This is a genomic window from Polyangiaceae bacterium (genome assembly GCA_016715885.1).
Lineage (GTDB): Bacteria > Myxococcota_A > Polyangia > Polyangiales > Polyangiaceae > Polyangium.
The window spans coordinates 48,080-67,210 of record JADJXL010000020.1 but is presented as its reverse complement, the minus strand read 5'-3'; the positions used below and the strand labels follow the sequence as shown (position 1 = coordinate 67,210).

The 19,131-nt window shown below is 58.9% G+C and carries 14 protein-coding genes; 6 read left to right on the top strand and 8 right to left on the bottom strand.

The features are described from left to right. Positions 1–2 precede the first annotated feature (2 nt). Positions 3–1,160, bottom strand: coding sequence for a hypothetical protein (locus IPM54_25705; GenBank protein MBK9263187.1), 1,158 nt, complete (start codon positions 1,158–1,160; stop codon positions 3–5). Positions 1,161–1,423: 263 nt separating this feature from the next. On the opposite strand from IPM54_25705, the gene IPM54_25700 reads away from it, so the two are divergent. Continuing rightward, the gene (locus IPM54_25700) at positions 1,424–2,401 is read left to right on the top strand and encodes a 1-acyl-sn-glycerol-3-phosphate acyltransferase (GenBank protein ID MBK9263186.1); all 978 of its coding nucleotides are present in this window, start codon (positions 1,424–1,426) and stop codon (positions 2,399–2,401) included. A gap of 8 nt (positions 2,402–2,409) precedes the next feature. Here IPM54_25700 and IPM54_25695 read toward each other — a convergent pair whose 3' ends face one another. The 6 genes from IPM54_25695 to IPM54_25670 all read right to left on the bottom strand — a co-directional run bounded on the left by IPM54_25695 (position 2,410) and on the right by IPM54_25670 (position 9,628). Beyond that, entirely contained in the window at positions 2,410–3,858 is a 1,449-nt protein-coding gene (locus IPM54_25695) for a M23 family metallopeptidase (protein ID MBK9263185.1), read from the bottom strand. A gap of 42 nt (positions 3,859–3,900) precedes the next feature. Then, on the bottom strand, positions 3,901–4,890 hold the full coding sequence (locus IPM54_25690; GenBank protein MBK9263184.1) for a hypothetical protein: 990 nt from the start codon (positions 4,888–4,890) through the stop codon (positions 3,901–3,903). 168 nt (positions 4,891–5,058) lie between these two features. Next, positions 5,059–5,766 (bottom strand): c-type cytochrome, encoded by a 708-nt coding sequence (locus tag IPM54_25685; GenBank protein MBK9263183.1) that lies wholly within the window; start codon positions 5,764–5,766, stop codon positions 5,059–5,061. 38 nt (positions 5,767–5,804) lie between these two features. Further along, entirely contained in the window at positions 5,805–7,037 is a 1,233-nt protein-coding gene (locus IPM54_25680; protein ID MBK9263182.1) for a YncE family protein, read from the bottom strand. Then, the gene (locus tag IPM54_25675) at positions 7,034–7,666 is read right to left on the bottom strand and encodes a hypothetical protein (GenBank protein ID MBK9263181.1); all 633 of its coding nucleotides are present in this window, start codon (positions 7,664–7,666) and stop codon (positions 7,034–7,036) included. Before IPM54_25675 ends, IPM54_25680 begins: the two co-directional genes overlap by 4 nt. Before the next feature lie 96 nt (positions 7,667–7,762). Beyond that, positions 7,763–9,628: a hypothetical protein gene (locus tag IPM54_25670; protein ID MBK9263180.1), complete on the bottom strand. Its 1,866-nt coding sequence runs from the start codon at positions 9,626–9,628 to the stop codon at positions 7,763–7,765. Positions 9,629–10,033: 405 nt separating this feature from the next. Here IPM54_25670 and IPM54_25665 point away from each other — a divergent pair, with 405 nt between their 5' ends. From IPM54_25665 to IPM54_25650, 4 genes are read left to right on the top strand one after another with little or no spacing between them, the layout of a single operon-like run. Continuing rightward, positions 10,034–11,968, top strand: coding sequence for a CHAT domain-containing protein (locus IPM54_25665; protein MBK9263179.1), 1,935 nt, complete (start codon positions 10,034–10,036; stop codon positions 11,966–11,968). Further along, on the top strand, positions 11,956–13,833 hold the full coding sequence (locus IPM54_25660; GenBank protein ID MBK9263178.1) for a hypothetical protein: 1,878 nt from the start codon (positions 11,956–11,958) through the stop codon (positions 13,831–13,833). Before IPM54_25665 ends, IPM54_25660 begins: the two co-directional genes overlap by 13 nt. Beyond that, on the top strand, positions 13,830–14,819 hold the full coding sequence (locus tag IPM54_25655) for a hypothetical protein (GenBank protein ID MBK9263177.1): 990 nt from the start codon (positions 13,830–13,832) through the stop codon (positions 14,817–14,819). Before IPM54_25660 ends, IPM54_25655 begins: the two co-directional genes overlap by 4 nt. Continuing rightward, on the top strand, positions 14,816–15,823 hold the full coding sequence (locus IPM54_25650) for a hypothetical protein (protein MBK9263176.1): 1,008 nt from the start codon (positions 14,816–14,818) through the stop codon (positions 15,821–15,823). The genes IPM54_25655 and IPM54_25650 overlap by 4 nt, the downstream gene beginning before the upstream one ends. A gap of 1 nt (position 15,824) precedes the next feature. On the opposite strand, the gene IPM54_25645 is transcribed toward IPM54_25650, so the two are convergent. Further along, positions 15,825–17,480 (bottom strand): hypothetical protein, encoded by a 1,656-nt coding sequence (locus IPM54_25645; protein MBK9263175.1) that lies wholly within the window; start codon positions 17,478–17,480, stop codon positions 15,825–15,827. Between the two features lie 364 nt (positions 17,481–17,844). Between IPM54_25645 and IPM54_25640 the strand changes: the two genes are divergently transcribed. Beyond that, positions 17,845–19,131: a glycosyltransferase family 1 protein gene (locus IPM54_25640; protein ID MBK9263174.1), complete on the top strand. Its 1,287-nt coding sequence runs from the start codon at positions 17,845–17,847 to the stop codon at positions 19,129–19,131.

The window sequence follows — 19,131 nt, the reverse complement described above, 5'->3', positions numbered from 1 at the left end:
GTTCAATGAGGCGAAATGCAGTATAGAATTGCGTCTCTGGAGGTCTTGATCGAAGTCTCCGGCGGATCGATGGTGTATGCGGCGACGGCATCGTCGAGCCTCGTCAGGCAATCACCTTTCACCCATTCGGGTCCGAAGGACGCCACGTATTCGATGCCTTGCGCGAGAATCGCTGCTTCTTCCGGCACGAAGACCACGGTCAAATCGGCTGGCGCATCGGCCATGTGACCTTCGACCCACTCGAGATCACCCGGGACCCATGCATTTGGCACGTAGCGCCCGTCGATCCAAACGTCGATCCATTGCCCCGGATCGCAGACCGTTTGATAAACGTCCACGCATTCTTCTTGGTAATAGCCAGGATCGCATTGCGTCTCATAATACCCCGTGCTCACCCATTCCTCGGTCCATTCCACGCAGTTGCCATCTTCATCGTACGCGCTGCAATACGTGTCGTAATACCCGTCGTCGACCCACACGTCGTAACAGGCTTCCGGCACCCAGTACGAACTGCATTCGGTGCCGACGTATTCGTCCCGACACGAGCCTTCTCGCCAAATGGTCTCGTTGTATCCGTCCATCCAGAGGTTTTTGTAATGACCTTTCGCGCGGGTCCAATACCCATCGACCCAATTGCCCTTTTCGACGTGCACCTGACGCTCGGCATGTTCCGATTCGCTGAGCACGAGGTACAGCGATTCCCAGACGATTTCCCCAGTGTGTTCGATGGTCTCATCGGGAAAGCCCATATCGAGAGCTTGCTGGTTCCAGGCCGTGATGGCCACGAAATCGCTCCGATGCACTCGGTCCGCGGCGTCCAAAAAGATGTCCACTCGGTTCTGCGACGAGCCTTCAATGGGCGCCATGACGTCCCCCGCGATGAGCCCGATGTCGAGGAACGACCTCACTTTGTCCCAGGTCGGCCCGGCTGCGTAGGCTTCGTCGAAGGAAGGCCCGTTTTTCGCATGAAGCGCAAAGCCAGAGCGAAGCGCAGATGCTTGCTTGTCGACGGGTCCCAGCGACTTGGAATCCTCGACCATGCGGTGGAACGAGACGAAGAAGCCAGGGCTATGCGAAAAAGATGGCAGTTGCTGATCGCCCGCGATGCAGCCACCGAGGAGAGGAACCATCAACAAGGGAAGTGCTCGAAGCAAAGTCATGGCGCTCCTACGATTGGTGAAGGCCGAAGGGATCGAGAGTCAAGCTCTTTTCGATGGTACCCCGCCCAAAGATGCTCGGCAACTGGAAATGTGTGCCGCTCGAGTGACGCCCGCACGAGCATTTTTCGAGTTCTCATCCACGCACGTTCGTGATATGTGGGCATACTCGAATGAGTTCGTCCGAGCCTTCGTCCGTTTCGGTAAACGAATCCTTTTTCACGCGCTGGGGGCGACGTGCCCTGACGATTCCCACAACGTTCGTCATGGCGGTCGGTGCAACACTGGTCACTGCGGCGATTTTGCCATTGGTGCTCATCGCCGACGTGCTTTTGCAAAGGCGGTTTGCGCTGAGCCGCACGGCACTGTTCTTCGTCTGCTTTTTGTGGAGCGAAGTATGCGGGATCGCCTGCTCGCTGGCGCTTTGGTTGCGTTTTTTGGCGCGCACTGCGGGCAAACACCGTAGCGCCTTTGTCGGGGCGAACTCGCGCCTTCAGGCGATTTGGGTGCATACCATATTTGCCGCTGCGCGCATCCTCTTCGGGATGCGTATGTCCGTGGAAGGATCCGCCCCACGTCCGGGAAGCCGACCATTGCTCGTGTTCGTGAGGCATGCAAGCACGGTGGACACGGCGCTTCCTATTCTCTTGCTATCGTATCCATTGCACTATCGACTGCGCTACGTGCTGAAACGCGAGCTACTCTTGGATCCGTGCATCGATATCGTCGGGCAGCGCATTCCGAATCGGTTCGTACGTCGCGGCGAACGCGGTACGAACGAAGTCGAACGCGTCGTGAGCTTGTACGACGACCTCGATGCGAACGATGCAATCGTGCTTTTCCCGGAAGGAACACGTTTTTCCGAGCGCAAGCGGCGCGAGCTTTTGGCACAGCTTTCGTTACGCGGCCCGTCGGCGGCCCTCGAATTGGCGCAGTCGCTCACGCATACGCTTTCGCCTTTGCGCCGAGGTGCTCTAGCGCTGCTCGAAAAGAACCCTGGATGCGATTTGTTGGTGGTGGCTCATGCGGGGCTCGAACAGGCCACGTCGTTCACTGCATTCACGCGCGGATCGCTCGTGGGGGCGCATTTGCGCGTGCACATCGAGCACGTTCCCTTCGAAGAACTTCCGACGGATGCGGAAGGACAAACTCGGCTGCTGGCGGATCTATGGCGGAACGTCGACCGATTTGCTGCGGGTGGTGAAGAAACCGAAAGAACGAGCGACATCGCCCTCGCCGGATGAACGCCGCATCAGAAATGGTTCGCGTCGATGAACGAATGCGGCGCCATGATGGTGTACCCATTCAAGCTGCACCCGTTGTTCGTGCCTTTTGCCATATAAGAAGCCGGCGCATTGGCCAAGTCCGCGTGACCAAGCCCGGGCACGCCGCCCGATCCATCGTACCCGCAGGCGCCTCCGCCATTGAGCCCCGCAATCTTGTCGCACACGTTTTTCGGCGCTATGAAGTAATGCAAGTGCGAATTCGACCCCTGATCGAGGACCGTCCCAATCTGCTGGCCGCGCGTGACAGTTTGTCCCGCCGTTACCGTTCTCATCGCCAGGTGCCCATAAAATGAGCACACGTTCGATCCGTCGGGCATCGTGTGCTGCACCAATATGACGTTCACGTACGAGCTCGAATTCGGCGCGGAGACGAGCACCACGCCATCGGCCACCGAATACACTGGCGCATTCGCGGCCCCCGCTTTGCCGATGTCTTCCGCCAAATGCGCCCCGCCGTACACGCTCCAATAATGCCCGAGCACCTGCCATACGCTCCAGCCTGCTCCGCCCGCGGGGCTCGTGCTCTTGTCTCCCACGGGATAGCCGAATTTCCCGCCCGTTGGCGGCATGGAATTGGGGATCCCCGCGCCGCAACATCCGCCGGCGCAATCCCATGTCACAATGCCCGAACCATTGCAGACACCATTGGATCCATTGTCGCATAACGCATTGGCCGCGCCATAATGATTCGCCACGATGCCGCATGACGGACCGCAACACTTCGCGCAATCGCTCGTCGGCGTGCCCGTGCCAGCGCACCAACCCTTGCTGCCGTCGTCGCACGTGTATTGACCGCCAGGCCAATTGTTGGCCTGCGCGAGCTGCGCGCACGTTGCAAGGCCGCCGCCACTGCTGCTGCTGCTCGAACCTCCACCCGTCGACCCCTTCACGAGCGCCTCGATTTGGCACGTCGCGACCACGTTGCCAGGGCTCCCTGCATTCTTTCCTTCGACGAACTTGAACGTCAATATGCCCGGCTCGTACCCATTCACCGTATACGTCCACGTAAATGGCCCCGATCCAACGACACCTCCCCATTGCGATACCGGCTCGCCCGGACCACTCACCTCCATGTCCACATACGCGTATGGCGTGCCGTGCGTGAACGATGCCGTGACGATTGGCGAGCTGATGGGATTGCTATCGAATGCAAATCCCGGATCGCAAGGAAGCATCGGCGGACTGCCCCCCGATCCAGTCGATCCGCTCGCGCTGCTGGACGATGTCGACGAACTGGTGCTGGCCGTGCCTCCCGTGCCGCCACCAGCTCCGCTGCTGCCAGACGAAATCATCGTCCCGGTGCCGCCCTCGCCTCCGTGATTCGATGACGAACCACCGGACGAGCAACCAAGGGGCAGCAAAAATGGAAGAAAACAGGCCGAAAACCAAGGGATCCGCTTTATCTTCGTGTTCATGGTGAACACGAGAATACCGAAGACGCGCCAACGATGGAAGCTTTATACAGCCGTACGCTTGTTTGCTTTACGTGGAGCAAGCCACGCGGCAAGCTCGTCGCGCGACAGGTCGAGCACGACGTCGCCCAGCTTGTCGGGTCCGTCCTTGCTCATGCGTTTTTCCAGACGATGTTTCTCGCTGTCGGTCATCGGACGTCCCAAACGCCGCTCGAATAGACGCACTGCAAGAGCGAGCCCTTTCTCGAGTCCTTCCGCGCGTCCTTCCGCGCGTCCTTCCATGAGCCCAAACCTGATGAGTGGGTTCATCGATACCTCCTGAGACGCCAACCTTATCACATCCGTCAAACCGGGTGCATCCTTTTTCAACCTCGCCATCACAAGCATCGTGACCATCATCTCGTCGAAATCTTCGGCGTCGAGCTCGGCTCGGAGCCGCTCGATGACACGGCGAAGTTTGTTCTCATCCACATCGATCGCGAGCGGGACAAACGCAAGCCAAAACACGCCACGTCGGGACTCTAGCTCCGCCACTGTTCGCTGATAAACCGGCTCGATGCGAAATTGAACGCCGCAAAACTTGGCTCCGCTTGGCGAAGTTCGGTAGATTCCGTGAGTCGGCCAACGTTTCTTTCGCCCCCTCAACACCACCAAGACCGATTCGACGGGGCGCATTCCTGGACCACGCAGCTCGAATTTCGCGGCTACATCGGCGTCGATTCCCGCCGCCATAGCCACCGTGACGTGGTACTCGCCAACACGACGTTTCACTTCCTCGTTGAGACGATCCGTCCATTCGCCGTGCACGAGCCGCTCGTGACCTCCCGCAAGACGCACACAGAGCACGCGATCCATACGCAACTCACGTGCCGAAATCTGCGTTTCCGACCACTCGACATGCTCGATGCGTTCGTTCCGACGCAAAACCAACTGGGCAAGCCCATCAGGATAGCGCCGCGATAACGAGCGCAAGGCTTCGTCGGCAGTCTCCAGGGCCTCACTGTCCGTTTGCCTCTGTGCTCGCTTCTTGCGCATACCAGACCTTCCGGGCGAACGGGTGCCATTGCACAACCACGAAGCCTCGAAGAATCGCCGCTTCTCACATACATCGATGCGAGGCGGTCAGCAGTTGCGTAAAAAGTGACGAATGTTGGACGATTTCTGCTGTCGCTCGGAACTTTTCCTACGTCGACGCTCGAACCATCACTGGGTGGGCAACGCGAAGAACGTGAGAATGTCGCCAAGGTCCTGGTCGGAGAGCTTTTCGCGCGAAAATGGCGGCATCGTCCCTCCATATCCCACGAACGTGCCATGACGAACCTTCTGCACGAAAACGATGCGCCGCTGCTGGGGCGTGTATTGGTCCGGCGGATGCTCGGCGAGCGTTTGATCGGGCAAAATGGGAGCTCGCTCCGTGATGCGATTTGCTCCCGTTTTCGCCGCTCCATGACACGACCCACACGCTCGACGATAAAGATCCGCACCCCGCGCGGCGTCGCCCGCGGGCGCATCGACAAGCTCGTACACGGGCGTAAACGGCACCGGCTCGTCCGCATTGCTTTCCACGGGCAGCGATTCGAGCCACGCGTACATGGCCCGTGCCTTCACGTCTTCCGTCGTCCAAGGCGCGCTGCTCAACATGAAGTAATAAAGGCAATCGTTGATCGCCGTGAGCAAGTCGAGCTGCTGACCACCCCAATACGACGGGCGTATCGTCGCCCCCGCGAGCGGCGCGCCGGGCAAAATCGCGTCACCACCATCGCCCGCTTCGGCTTCGTGACACGTCGAACACGCATACGCATTGAACTTCGTTCCCGATGCCATCGGATCGCGGAAAAGCGCCGCGCCGTGATCAATGGCGGTCCCTTCAACGATTTTGATCTCCGGTTCGCTCGAACAACCAGCCACCATGAACGAAATGGCACAAAGCGCGCGGAATTGCCAATTCGTCACAGAGCACCTCCCTCGACGGGGAAAAACGCATCAGGATAAATGCCCACTTCCGCGGTCGTCTTGGTTTCGAGCGTCATGGTATCGATTTTCAGCACGTGGCCCGGCGTTTTCTGGTCTCCTTCGCACACGATGAAAAGATCCGTCAATCCGTGCGTCTCGGCAACGTGAGGTTTTTCGCAAACGCCTGCCAAATCGCGATAATCCATTTGCTGATGCCCATTTTCGAGGTCCACCACGACGAGCGCATCCGGCTGCTGCGTGGGGATGAACATACGCTTGCCATCGTCGGACCATGCGACGAAAAATGGCGCTCCCACGGTTTTGACGGTTTTCGCCGCGTCGAACGTCTCCGTGTCGACATCGAAAAAACGCACATCCTTGCTGACCGTACTGCTGACCGCAATGGTTTTCCCGTCCGGCGACATGACGGCCGCATACGGTCCGTACGTCGGATTGAACATGGTCGCGCCCGGACCAACCGGAATCCGCCTGGGTTCTGCATTGGGATTGGTCAGGTCCGCAATGCAAAGGGCGTCTTCACCATAACAAGCGACATACGCCGTCGCGCCATCGGGCCGGGACAATGCCATCCCGTGAGCGGCAATTCCAATGGGAATTCGCACCGGATCCGGCGATCCTGACGTCTTCAACGTCGCCGGATCGATCACGGCGATCGTCGATCGAGCAGCATCGAGGTTCGCCGGATTGTCGAGCGCCCGTTTCAGATCGAAATGCGACACCACGAGACGCGTGCCGTCCTGCGAAATCACGATTTCACCCGGATTCGGATCCACGCGCACTTGGCCGAGCAAACGCAGATCATCGAGTGCCAGTTTTTGCGCCCAGCCTGCCGCACTGCTCGACCCATGTGTCGCATGCGGACCCACGGTTCCCGCGACCACCGGATACGAAAGCGCGACGTATATCGCACCCGCTTTGGGATCGACGACCACGTGATGCGGGCCGTCGATCGTCACCGGTTCTCGCCCAATCGGATAATGCGCGAAACGCTCTCCCTTGTCGAGGTCGATGAAGGACAACGTATCCGACAAACTATCGCTCACGACACCCATTCCACCGGCAGGTATCGTGAGCTTCGGACGATTGCTCGGGTAAACGTCGCCTTCGTACGGATCGTATTGATATTCGATTTGCGTTTCGGGCGTGCAGCCAAAAAACGCGAGCGCTGCCATGCCAAGACCCACGCAATGGACTGCTCTGGCACTCATGGGGCCACCGTGAACGTCGTCGTGCTGCCCTCGAAAGGCCCGCCATCCTGCGCCACTCGATTCGATTCGAAAATGGCGCTCACGAGCTTCAGCGTGATCGGCTTGCCGGCCGATGTCATCTTGCCCCATGCATCCGCCGACGGAACGTAGCTCGTATTGCTCGTGAATACCCGCACGAGATTCGGCTCGCTGTCCGTCGAAAACACGAGAAATGTACCCGTGCCATTGAATGGATCGCCATGCGCGTGCGCGGTCCGCACCGGCGCGAGCAGCATCCGCAAAGGCGCGGACCAATCGACGGTATTTTGCTGCGCGAACATTTGCGTCGGGCCAAAATCAGGCAATGGAGCTCGCTCTGTCCCTGCCGTCCCGAAATGCCATGTGAATACCGGCGGCGTCGCCCGCGGCAAACTTGCCCCGTCGGCCGGCATGTCGAGCGTCGCCTTCCGCATTGGATCGTCTTTCGGAGCACCACTGCCAAGCGCAACGTCGAGCGCCCCGTAGGCTTCGTCCGTGACCGTTCCTTCGAGAATGACGTCTCCCACTTCAACGGTTGGACCGTGGTCGTCACAAGCATACATCAGCGCAGCGAATGCAGGAACAAGCGGGAAGAGATGACGCAATTGCATGGGAGACCTCTGGATGTGGGACAAAAGTTGCAAGATCGCCCTACGTTACCACGCGCTTGGGCTATCTGCCACGATCATTCACCGTCGGAATCGTGGTCATTCGGGCACGATGAGACCCACCGCAATGTCACCCTGTCCCTTGCTCGGCATGATGCCATTGCCAAGGTTCATCCATTTGGTGTTGTAACCGAGCACGAAGAGTTTGGCCGGGTTCACGTAGGCCGCATCGTAGATGGAACCGCTGTCGAGACCATACCCGCGGCCCCATACGGGCGCTCCTGCAAATGACAATTTCCCAAGAAAAGGCGTGTACGACTCGATGCTGCACTGGATATCGGTCAATCCCAGATCGAATACACCTTTGCAGCCGCCCATGATGAATACGTTGTCCTTCGTATCCGTGGCGATGCCGTACACCGCCTTGCCTTGCCCCGATGATGACGACATGGCACCGACCTGCGTCGCCCACGTGACAGCGCCATCGGCCGCAGCATATTTCGCGACGAATATATTGGCGCCCATACCAGGATTCGTCAACTTATCCGAGCTCATCACGCCCGGCAAGAAATCGATCGTCCCGTTGAAGGTTCCACCCACGAGGATGCTCCCGCCGCTGTCTCGCGCAATGGCGGCGGCCGAAACGGGCTCCCCGCCGCCGCTTGCCCACCTGCTCCATACATGCGTTCCAGTCGGGTCGAGACGAGCGATGACGTAATCGCCCGACGTCGAGCCCGTATATGCAGCGGGTCCAAAGTTGATGGTGCCCCTGAGCGTCGCGATGAACGTGATACTTCCGGGGCCATCCGCCACCACGTCGATGCCACCTTGATACTGCGGGGCATCACCGTACGTTTTCGCCCAGACACCACCGCCATTGCTGTTCAACTTCGCAACGAATGCATCGTAATTACCGGTCCCCGAAGCCGCGAGAATCGTACCCGGGTTGAAATTCATCGAGCCCTTGTATGTACCCGTCAGGATGACGTTTCCGCTACCATCGATGGCCAACCCACGAACGGATTGATCGTTGTCGTCACCAAAACGCTTCGACCAGACGTGATCTCCGTTCGTATCGAGCTTGGCGACGAAAATGTCATTATCGAACGTCTGCGCCGACGTCGCCGTGAGTGTCGTCATGCCGTTGTCGAATGAAATGGAACCGAGGAAATCGCCGACCACGATGATATTACCGGCCGCGTCGACAGCAACATCCGAGGCGCGTTGGTTGTTTGCAAAGCCAAACTGCTTGGCCCATAACACCGTGCCGTCTTGCGTGAGCTTGGCGACGAAAACATCCGCGCTGCCCAAACTGGAGAGCATGACGCCGCCCATGTCGAATCCGCCTTCGAAGCTTCCTGCGATGATGATGTTTCCAGCAGCATCCACCGCCATCGCCGCTGCGCTCTGCGAATCGGAATCGCCGTAACTGTTACTCCACAATGCCTCGGTGCAATACGCACCGCTGCAATCCTCGTCGACCGTATCCGTCACATTGCCGCAGACCTCGATACCGGGTAGAACCTCGTCCGTGCAAGCCCCCCACCCCGAACCATCCGCCTCACACGTATGCGTACCCGCCTTGCACGGCAAGTTCGCTTCGGTGCCAGCGGGACCTGTATAACAAGCTTCCATCGAGCCCGCCACGCACGAGCAACCCTCGTTGACCATCCCGTTGCAATCGTCGTCGAGCTGGTTCGAGCAATCTTCTTTTTCCGCGGGAAGCACTTCGCCTGCACATGCGGAAAAACCGCTGCCCTCGGCATTGCATACCTGCGTCGCGCGCTTGCACGGATTGTGCGCGAGCGCCGTCTCCGGCCCGTTGTATGCGCAGTCCCTCGTCTCGTTCGGCGCACACACCGGCGACAAGCTGCTCGAATCGGTGTAGTCGTCGAGGCCCAATAGCGTGCCGCAACCGCCGACCGATGCTACGACGAAAAATGCAAGAATGGTCTGTTTACGCATGAGAGTTACCAAACCTGAATCGTAAGAAGGTACCGTTCGAGCGAATGCAGCGGGGCGCATCATCCGCATCCCCCGCTTTACGCGGTCTTCTCGACGAATGCAAGGGGCTTGTCGTGCTCGAGTCGCATCGAGAGCTCCCGACGACGACAAAAACGCTCGCCATGCGCTCTCGAAAGCTTCCCGCGACCGATTCGCTTCATCACGCGTGCTGCAAACACGCCGCGACGACGCTCGCCGACGTCGCAAAATGCTGCCCGCATGCCCCGCGGACGTCGCTGACCGTCAAAATCACCTCCAACGACGTGTTCGTGAGCGATTTTGTGGTCAGCGCCACTGTCAACAGCCTCTGGTGAAGAATTTTGTTGTCGTGATCGCTCTGGAAGGTGGTGCCGCAGTGCTCGCGACGTGACGGTGCGTCTCATAGCGTCGAAATCCAAACGTTATGCGATGCAGCCAAACTGCGGAGCTTTCTGGATCAATGGATGGTCCTATCAAACACGCTCGAACGGCCGATCGCTGGTCGAAGTGTGCGTCAATCTTGGCGTCCGAGCGGATGATGTGCGAGGATGCGCCGGTCGAATGAGCGATGGCACGCAGCTTTGGGTTCGGTTGAAGCTCGGCATGGCGCAGGGTCACCTGACCGTTTCTGCCGACGCGCCCGGACAAACTCCGACGCGCGAGGTGCGGACGGACATCGATGCCAAGTGGCTCGACGAGTTCACGGCTGCCGTCGGCAAGGCGGCGGAAGCAGCAGAGCCGACCCTGCTCGGCGCCGAGACGCAGGCCAAGGCGCAGCAGTTGTTCAATGCGATTTTTGCGGGCGACGTGCAATCGTTTTGTACTCAAATGGTCAGCGAGGCAAGTCATCAGCCTGGTGCTGGCGCGGGTGCCGAGCAAGTGCTGCTGCAAATGAGCGCCGATGATGCATGGAAAGGCGTGCCTTGGGAAGCGATGCACGTGCCGATAGGAAGCACGTGGCGCGGGAGTTTTCTCGCTACGTCACCTGATTTCGATGGTGTGCGCGAGGTCGTTGGCGGCCCTGCGCCAGAAGGGCCCGTCGAGTGCGACAAGCTGCGCGTGTTGTTGATCGAGTTGGCAGACGTGGGTATCGCCAATGCCGTCAAGGAGGGGCTTGCGGACGCAATAAAAAAAGGCTTGGTCGAGCTTACGGAGATACGTTTTCGAGACGCTGACGAGCACAAGCTGTGCGCGGCCATTCGGAGCGCACCGCCGCCGCACATCGTTCACATCATCGGCCATGGATCCACGCGCAAAGATACTGCCGGAATGAAGAAGCCGGTGTTGCAACTGGGCCAGGCGGGCGACGACACCGACATTTCGGTTCAAACGTTGGCCGAAGAGCTCGCATCATTTCGTAAATCATTGCGCCTCGTGGTGCTCGATGCGTGTCGCGGAGCGGAGCCTGGGCCGTATGGGCGGTTTGGCCCCACGGGCAATGCGGCGGAGATTTTGGCACGCAATTGCGCCGTCGCGGTGGTGGCTCATCTTTTTCGGCTGGATCCATCGATTGCACGAGAAGCCGCAGAAACATTTTATGAATCGCTCGTGTCGAAGGACGGCGACGTCGCGGAGAGTGTGGATGCAACGAGGCGCGTGCTCGCAGAAAAAAGCGCGGCGGCATTTTCGATGGTGCTCTATTTGCGAGGGCAGCAAACGAGGCTTTTCGTAAAGCCAGAGCCGCCGCATTCGCAGCCGCCACCACTCGAACCGCCACCGCCCGACCCGCCGAAGTGGAAAACGTGGGTGTTGCCGAGCGTGTTTGCGGTGCTCGCGGTGGTCGCAGCAATCGCGGTCATCAACCATTTGCGCGGCGATCCGAATGGCAAGCGGGTTGTCACGGCGTCGCGAGGTCTGCAAACGGCATGGGCGACGGCGCTGCTGACGGTACCCATTGCCGACAAGCGGCCCAAGGACGAACGGCCCAAGGAACCGCCGCCGTTCGACGTGGTGGTGCACCTCGATCATCACAGAGATCCTAGGTATGCGGGTAAGCTCGAGCGCTGCCCCATTCAAGGCGAGCAACTAAAAATCGAAATCAGCAAGTTCGATGGGGTGGAGAAACAATCGAAGCAGGAAATCGCCACGATAAATGCCCGAGAAAACGATTGCATCGCGACGTTCACGTTTGCAGAAAAGTATCGCGGCGGGGCCGCAACGTTGAGCTTCGTCTCGACGGCGATCAAATACATAATCAAAAAACAGCCTGATACGCCCATCATGGGGGGCCGCGTCGACGCGTCGTTTTGTCATCCGGGTCGAAGGTGTACTCGTCTGGTTCAGGGAGTTCCCATTTCGGAGGAATGCGGATGCGCAAATTGAAGGAGTCGTCGCTCCTTTTGGCAGGAGCATTCGCCGTCACGTCAATGTGTTTCGCGATATCGGCGAGCGCAGCCGAAACGTGCACGAAGCAGGACAGAGATGAATACCCGAGCAACACGCACGGGGGCGCAGCACAGAACGCCATCCAGGTGAATATCGGCGCTCAGCACGTGAAAACGGGCAAGTGGAACGAAGCCATGTGCAAGCTTCGGGCCGTAGAGAAGCTTGACGAGCACGCCAAGCGCTGGCCGAGCCTCGTGGTACACCTCGGGATGGCGCATGAAAGGCGTAGCGAGCTCATCGAGGCATTGGAAGCGTATAGGCGAATCGCCAAGTTGAAAGCGTCGTGCGCGCCGAATAGCCATTGGCAAAAAAACGTCACCGACGTGCATGCCCGCATCAAAGCGCTGGAAACGGAGATTCCAACGCTCGATATTGATATCACCGGACCATTTCACGACCAAGCGATTGTGACGATCGAACAAACGAGCGCGCCATCGTCGCCGCTCCAATGCGGTGATGAGCCGGCGACGTCTGCCCCAACGAATACCAAGCAGGTTTTCACGTGGAGCGACCTCGCAAAGATACAAAAGCAGAAAAACCCCGGCCAATACAAGATCACGGTGGAGCTTCCCAGCCCGAAAGGGACGTGTTTTCCGGCGATCGCGCTTCCTTCCAAGGTCGTGGATTTGAAACGCGGGCAGCATGAGACGATTGCATTCGACACGCGCGTTGTGCCGACGATGGCCATCGAGGCCACGGGCCGCTACCGGGACGCGGCAACGATTACGGTCACGAACGAATCGTCCGTGCCTCCGATCTCGTGCTCGATGCCGGCCAAAGAATTCAAGAACGCTCGGCCGTGGAACCCGGGCAAATACAATATTTCATTAAAAATTCCCAAAGATGGACGTGGTGGGTGCTTCCCCGCGACGGAGCTTTCGCCGCGCATCGTGGAGCTCGAATCGAACGGCAAACAGGAAATCACATTGCCGACCGATGAATTGGATTTTCTGCCCGAAGATGCGAATACGCCTGTAGCGCTCGTCAATGGGGCCCTCGCCAAGTTGCGTCCGCCTCCGGGAAATCCGTACGCTGCTTTCCTCGAGCTTCGTAATGTGGACACTCGCGGGCACGAGAACACCGTATGGGCCCGTCGTACGAGAGCGTGCCTGAGGGAATTGGTTCAGAAAGAATTACAAAAGGTCAACATCACCATCAGGGACGATGACACGCGGCTGGAGTTCAGCGTGGATCAACGCGACCAGCAATTGCGCGCAATGCCGGTCTTGTCTGGTTCGAGCGTCCATTTTCTCGACGACCAGCGCGCCTCATCGGAACCGACTCGGTGGAAAAAGGGCGAATTGCTACAGGTCATCATCGATCCGAGCAAGGAAACCACCATCGTTGCACGTAAACCTGGCAGATATCCTTTGAAATGGATTGCCAAAAAAGACACTTCACCACGAGAGAAATCATTCGATGTCGTTTTCACCACGAATGCTGTCGCCATATCTACGATGGCAGTTGGAGGTGCGGTATTCGTCGGCTTTGGCGCAGCGTTCATCGTCTCGAGCGTGCAATATGCGTCCGTGAAATCGGACCCGAAAAAGTGCCCGCGCGCGAATGTGTGTTCCCCCGAGGCGATCGTCGAGCTGGAAACGTTCGGTACACGGCAATTGGGCACCGGAATAGGCGCTCTCGCGGGCGCGCTCGTGGGAGCCGGCGGGGTGCTCTATCATTTCATCGGTCGAACGCAGGATGCGCCGCCAACCGTGCACAAGGCCCACGTGCTCCCCTTCGTGGTCGATCCCCAAATCCACATTGGTCCCCAAGGTTTTTCCATTGAAGGGAGATTCTTTTGAGATTCTCGTTCTTTTGGTTTGCGCTCCTTGTCATTTCCATCGCGCCGGCATGCAACTGCGACCCCGACGTTCAATCCGGCACGCCGTGCAATGCCGTCGCCGATTGCCCTGCTCCAACCGGTACTTGCCGCGAATGGCGATGTGTCGAGGGGTTGTGCATCGACTTCGCGGCCAGCGCCGGGACGCTTTGCAATGCGGGAGCAGGCGTGTGCAACTGGGACGCGGAGTGCGCGGCGTGCGGCGACGAGGAAGTGCAAGATGCTCAGGAGACCGACGTCGATTGCGGTGGCCCGATATGCAAGGCGCGATGTGACGTCGGCAAAAAATGCAGTATCGCCAGCGATTGCATCACCAACAAGTGCAAGGCAGGGATTTGCGACAAACCAAGCTGCACCGACAACGTGCACGACCCGATAAACGAAGCGGATGTCGATTGTGGAGGCGCTTGCGCATCGAAATGCAAACCTGGCAAAATGTGCAAAGTCGATACGGATTGCGCGCCCGCAGGGTCATCCGGCAAAGGCGCCTGTCGATTCGGCATATGCTGCGCGGTTCCATGTGACGAGCCCTGTCGAACATGCGTGGTCGGCACCGGCGCATGCGCGCTCGTGCCGGATGGTCCCGACCCTGGAGGACGCTGCGCCAATGCTGGGGACACCTGCAATGCCGAAGGGAAATGCAGTGATTGCGTCAATGGGATAAAGGACAACCTCGAAACGGATTCCGATTGCGGTGGCGGTATCTGTCCGCCTTGCAAGGCCGCCAATGCAGGCGCGTGTAGCACGGACGCCGATTGCGATTCGTGCACGTGCTCGGGCGGCACATGCACAGCGCCGAAATGCAACGACGGCTTGCGCAATGGTTGCGAAACGGACGTCGATTGCGGCGGACCTTGTGGCGCCACGTGCGGTATCGGAATGAATTGCAACGTCAAAGGCGATTGCTTGTCGAATGATTGCGAGGAGCAACAATGCACGCAGCCATGAAAATGACCTGGTCTCGCATCGCGGCCCTATGTGCATGCTCGGCGTTTCTCGTACTCTACAATGCAGCGTGTAGTGACGACGCACAAGCATCCAATTGCATCAACGACATCGACCCGAAGGCATTGTTCTGTCCAGGCATGCCCATCGATCTGCGGGTCGGCAGCCCCGTCATCGTCTCTGGCCACATGCCGTGTACGGAGGGCGAGCTCAACGCGGATTGCATGTACGGTTTTGGTCCGGAGATCATTTATGAAGTGAGTCCGAAGAGCAGTGGGACGCTGGGCATCGCCGTCGTCGAAGCGACTGGCGCCATCTTCGTTCATGCCGAGGATCAATGCGGTACGCCGTCAAAAAGGCTTGGTTGCACGAATGGTTCGACGCTCCACGTTCCGGTGAAGGCAGGTCACCGCTATTCGGTCGTATTTCAAGAATCGTGGGACGATGTGGAAAATTCGTCACCGTTTGCATTGGCCTTCACGCTCGATGAAAACTCCGTCTGCGGCAATGCTCTGGTCGAAGATGGCGAGCAATGCGATTTTGGCTTGGCCGACCCCGCCCCCCTCGGATGCGATGCTCAATGTCAATTCGCGGCAGTGCCCGATGAATCGGACAAGTGTCCTGGTTCGATCAGCGCGTTATCGAAGCCGATTGCGGGTTACACGACGGGCTTCGGCGACGACGTACAAGCTTGTGGTTCGCTTTCGGGATCGCCGGATCGGATTTATTCTTTCAGGGCGACCAAATCGGGGACACTGAAAGCGACGCTGGAATCGAGCTTCGACGCTGTGCTTTCCGTGTCGAGCGCGTGCGACATCGGGCCCGTCCCGCTCCTGCGCTGCACGGATGACATTGCCGGACCGGCCACTGCGGAGAACCCGGAATCGGTCGAATGGACCGTCGACATTCCACAGGGAAAAGCGTATGTGGATTATTGGGTCGTCGTCGATGGTTATGGCCCGTCGAGCTTTGGTGCATTTACGCTGAACGTCACGTTCCAGCAGTAGCTCATTGCATTCGTCCCAAGGCTTCACGGCCCGCGGTCTGGTACGTGTCAATCCATCGGTCGAGCTCATTCACATCCACGTCGTGCTCTGCCGCAATCGCCTCTTTGCGCCTGTTGCCCGCAATCGCCACGAGCACCGCTTGCTCCATCTCCGCGACGTTCTTCCGCGGCGCAGGCGCTTCCGCGTCGCTCTTCGCCGCGTCTTTGGTGCCTGCGAGCGGCAATCGCACGGCGGGATCCCCGAGCAGCACGTAACCCTGCAAATCGTTACGGAGCATGAATGTGTGCGCGAACGACGCAGGCGTTATGGTGCATGGACGCGCTTCCACCTCGGCTTCTCGCCGCTCCTCGAAATACGACGACAACAAATGGTTCACTTCGCGATACGCCTGCATGAGTGCATCGTGCGCGACGCCCACGCGACTGCCGTTCACCATGACGTTCAGACTGCTGAAAATGCGTGCCGCTTGGCTTCTGCCTCCACGCTCCACATTGGTAAACGAATACGCCCAAGCCAAGTCCAAGTGCCCAAGGATGGCAAGGGGTCCCTGCGGATTGGCCAGCGCCGCTTTGGGAAGCGCAGCGATAAATGGTTTTTCCCCGTCGACGGGAAGGCTCGCAAGAACATCGTCCGCGCTCTCCCGAAGCCTGCCCAGGGCCGCGAGCTGCTTCAGCCACTTGTAAAAAGCGCTTTTCGATGGAGTTCCGGCACCGAAACACGCGAACATGAACCACAAACCACCCGGCAAAAACGGCGCTCCAGCCACGCTTTCCGCGGTGAGCGTATTCTCCGGGCCGCCCGTCGCATCGAGCAATAGCGCCCCCTGGAGTCGCCGCTGCTCGCTTACGGATGCCCATGGATATTTTGCCGAGCGTCCTATGCCATGACCAACCGATAACAAAACACGCGGCTGCTCCGATGCACAATGGTTCAGCACCTCGCGAACGGTCGACACGTACCTCGTATCGCCCATATCGCCTGCGAAGGGGCGCGATCTCCTCCGCAAAGCCAATTCTCGGCAAGGCTCCACCAATTGAAGATCCGCCTTCCTGGTCTCGGGCGAATCATCCTGAGCCACGAGAAAGTCCGCTCTTGCCCGAGCAAAGGACGTGGGTTCCTTTGCCAAACGAACGACTTTCTCGGCATAGGCCGCGTACCCTGGTGAATCGTCGAAATGAATTCGTCCCACGAACGATCCATTTGCCAGCACGTAACCAAGCTCGGCCGATACGCCGTCGAGGTCGCCGAGGATCAACAAGTAACGCGGCCTCTCATCGGCGGGCAGCCTGTCTTCGTCACGCAATACATCGTTTTTCCAATGGAACGCCTCCTGCACGTTCATGCCGGGACGCGCTCGAAATACCCTGGGTTCGATGCCGCCTTGTTCCGCCGCGCGCAGCTTGCAGAGCGGCGTGATTGCCTCGAGCATCGCATCGCCCGCCTTGGTATCCGGAATGATGATTCCCCACCTTTGACATGACAAATCATTCGGATCGGCGTCGGGTGCGTCGAGCTTCATTGCATCGACGCCCGGGGGCACCTTGTCGGGAAGCGGCGGACGTTCCGCGGATGCAGCGTCGAGTCCTCCATTGAGCACGCGAGCGCCCGAAATGTCTGCCAATAGCAATTCCAGCACGTTCGAATCAGGATTCGTCATCGTGACCTTTTAAGCTTTTGGGATACGCGAGCGCAATTCGTCGCGAATGATGGTGACGAGGTCGCTCATGCTCGAAACTCCATGCGGGTGACGAAGCCGCGCTGTGGGTCGAGGGTATGACAAACTCGGCGAATACGCAAGACTTTGCTAGAAAGTAGTGCGGTCGTTGGATGCCGTTGGGGGATGCCTTTCAATGCGCCAAGATCGAAGGTTTCGGTGCGACGGTGTGCGCCGACCTGGATGTTTGCGAAGCGCGCGTAGGACGCTTCACAACGCAGGTATCGGGTTGCATTTTTCTGTATCAGGATCCATGAAGGTGTTGCATATTGAATTGGCAGCATCGCTTCGTGGAAGGATATCCGACATGCGTATCGCGATCATCGCGCCTGGGAGCCGAGGGGACATTCAGCCGTATGTGCCTTTGGGCGTGGGTTTGGTCCGGGCGGGCCACTCGGTCCGCGTGGTGACGAACGTCGATCATGGGGCGCTCGTGAAGTCGTATGGGCTCGAATTGTGGTCCATGGATATCGATGTGCAATCGGCGCTGCAATCGGACAAGGTGAGCGCTTCGCTGGAGAGCGGAAGTCACATTGCGTCGTTTCGGCAACTCGCTGAAATTGCCAAGCGAGGGACGCGGCTGCTCCTCGATGTGGGGCTTGCTGCATGCAAAGACGTGGATGTCGTCGTGACGGGAATCACGGGTGCATTCATGGCCGAAGGATTTGCCAAGCATTATGGCGTGCCATTGGTGCAGGCGTTCAACGTGCCCTTGACCTCCACGACGGAATACCCGGGAGCGCTCATGCCGGGTTTGTCCTGGGGCCCGTCGATTCGCCGCATTTCCCACGCGATCACGCGACAGGGCATGTGGATGATGATGCGTGCGATGGCCAATGGCGTGCGCCAGGAAAAACTTGGCATGCCGAAAGCGCCGCTCTTCGTGTCCGGTCGTCAATCGGGCATCGTGCCCGGGCCGGTTCTTTATGGATTCAGTGCGGAAGTATTACCGCGATCATCCGATTGGGGTGATGATATCGAGATTACCGGGTATTGGTTCGCAGACGAACCCGAGGGGTGGGCGCCCCCGCGAGAGCTGGAAGCATTTCTTGCTGCAGGTCCCAAGCCCATTTGCATTGGATTTGGCAGCATGAGCCAGCGTGATCCAGAAGCGACGACGCGCCTGGTGCTCGATGCGATCGCGCGTTCGGGACAACGGGCCATTTTGATTGCTGGCTGGGGAGGCCTTCAGGTGAACGAGCGGCCCGAGCATGTTTTCCAGGTCGATTCGATTCATCATTCGTGGCTCTATCCGCGCATGGCTGCGGTCGTGCACCACGGCGGCGCTGGAACGACGTCCGCTGGGCTTCGAGCGGGCGTGCCGTCCATCGTCGTCCCATTTCATGGGGATCAACCATTTTGGGGAAAACGCGTTCACGATCTGGGAGCGGGACCCGCTCCGGTTGCACGAAATCGGCTGACCGCAGAACGTTTGGCAAAAGCCATCGACGTTGCAGTACACGACAAAGCGATGGCCGTCCGCGCGGCCGAGCTAGGTGCGCGAATTCGCAAGGAAAATGGCGTCATGCGTGCCGTCGCGGCCATTGAGCGAATTGCAAAGGGGCGCGAACAGCGCGAGCTGCGAACGGTTTGA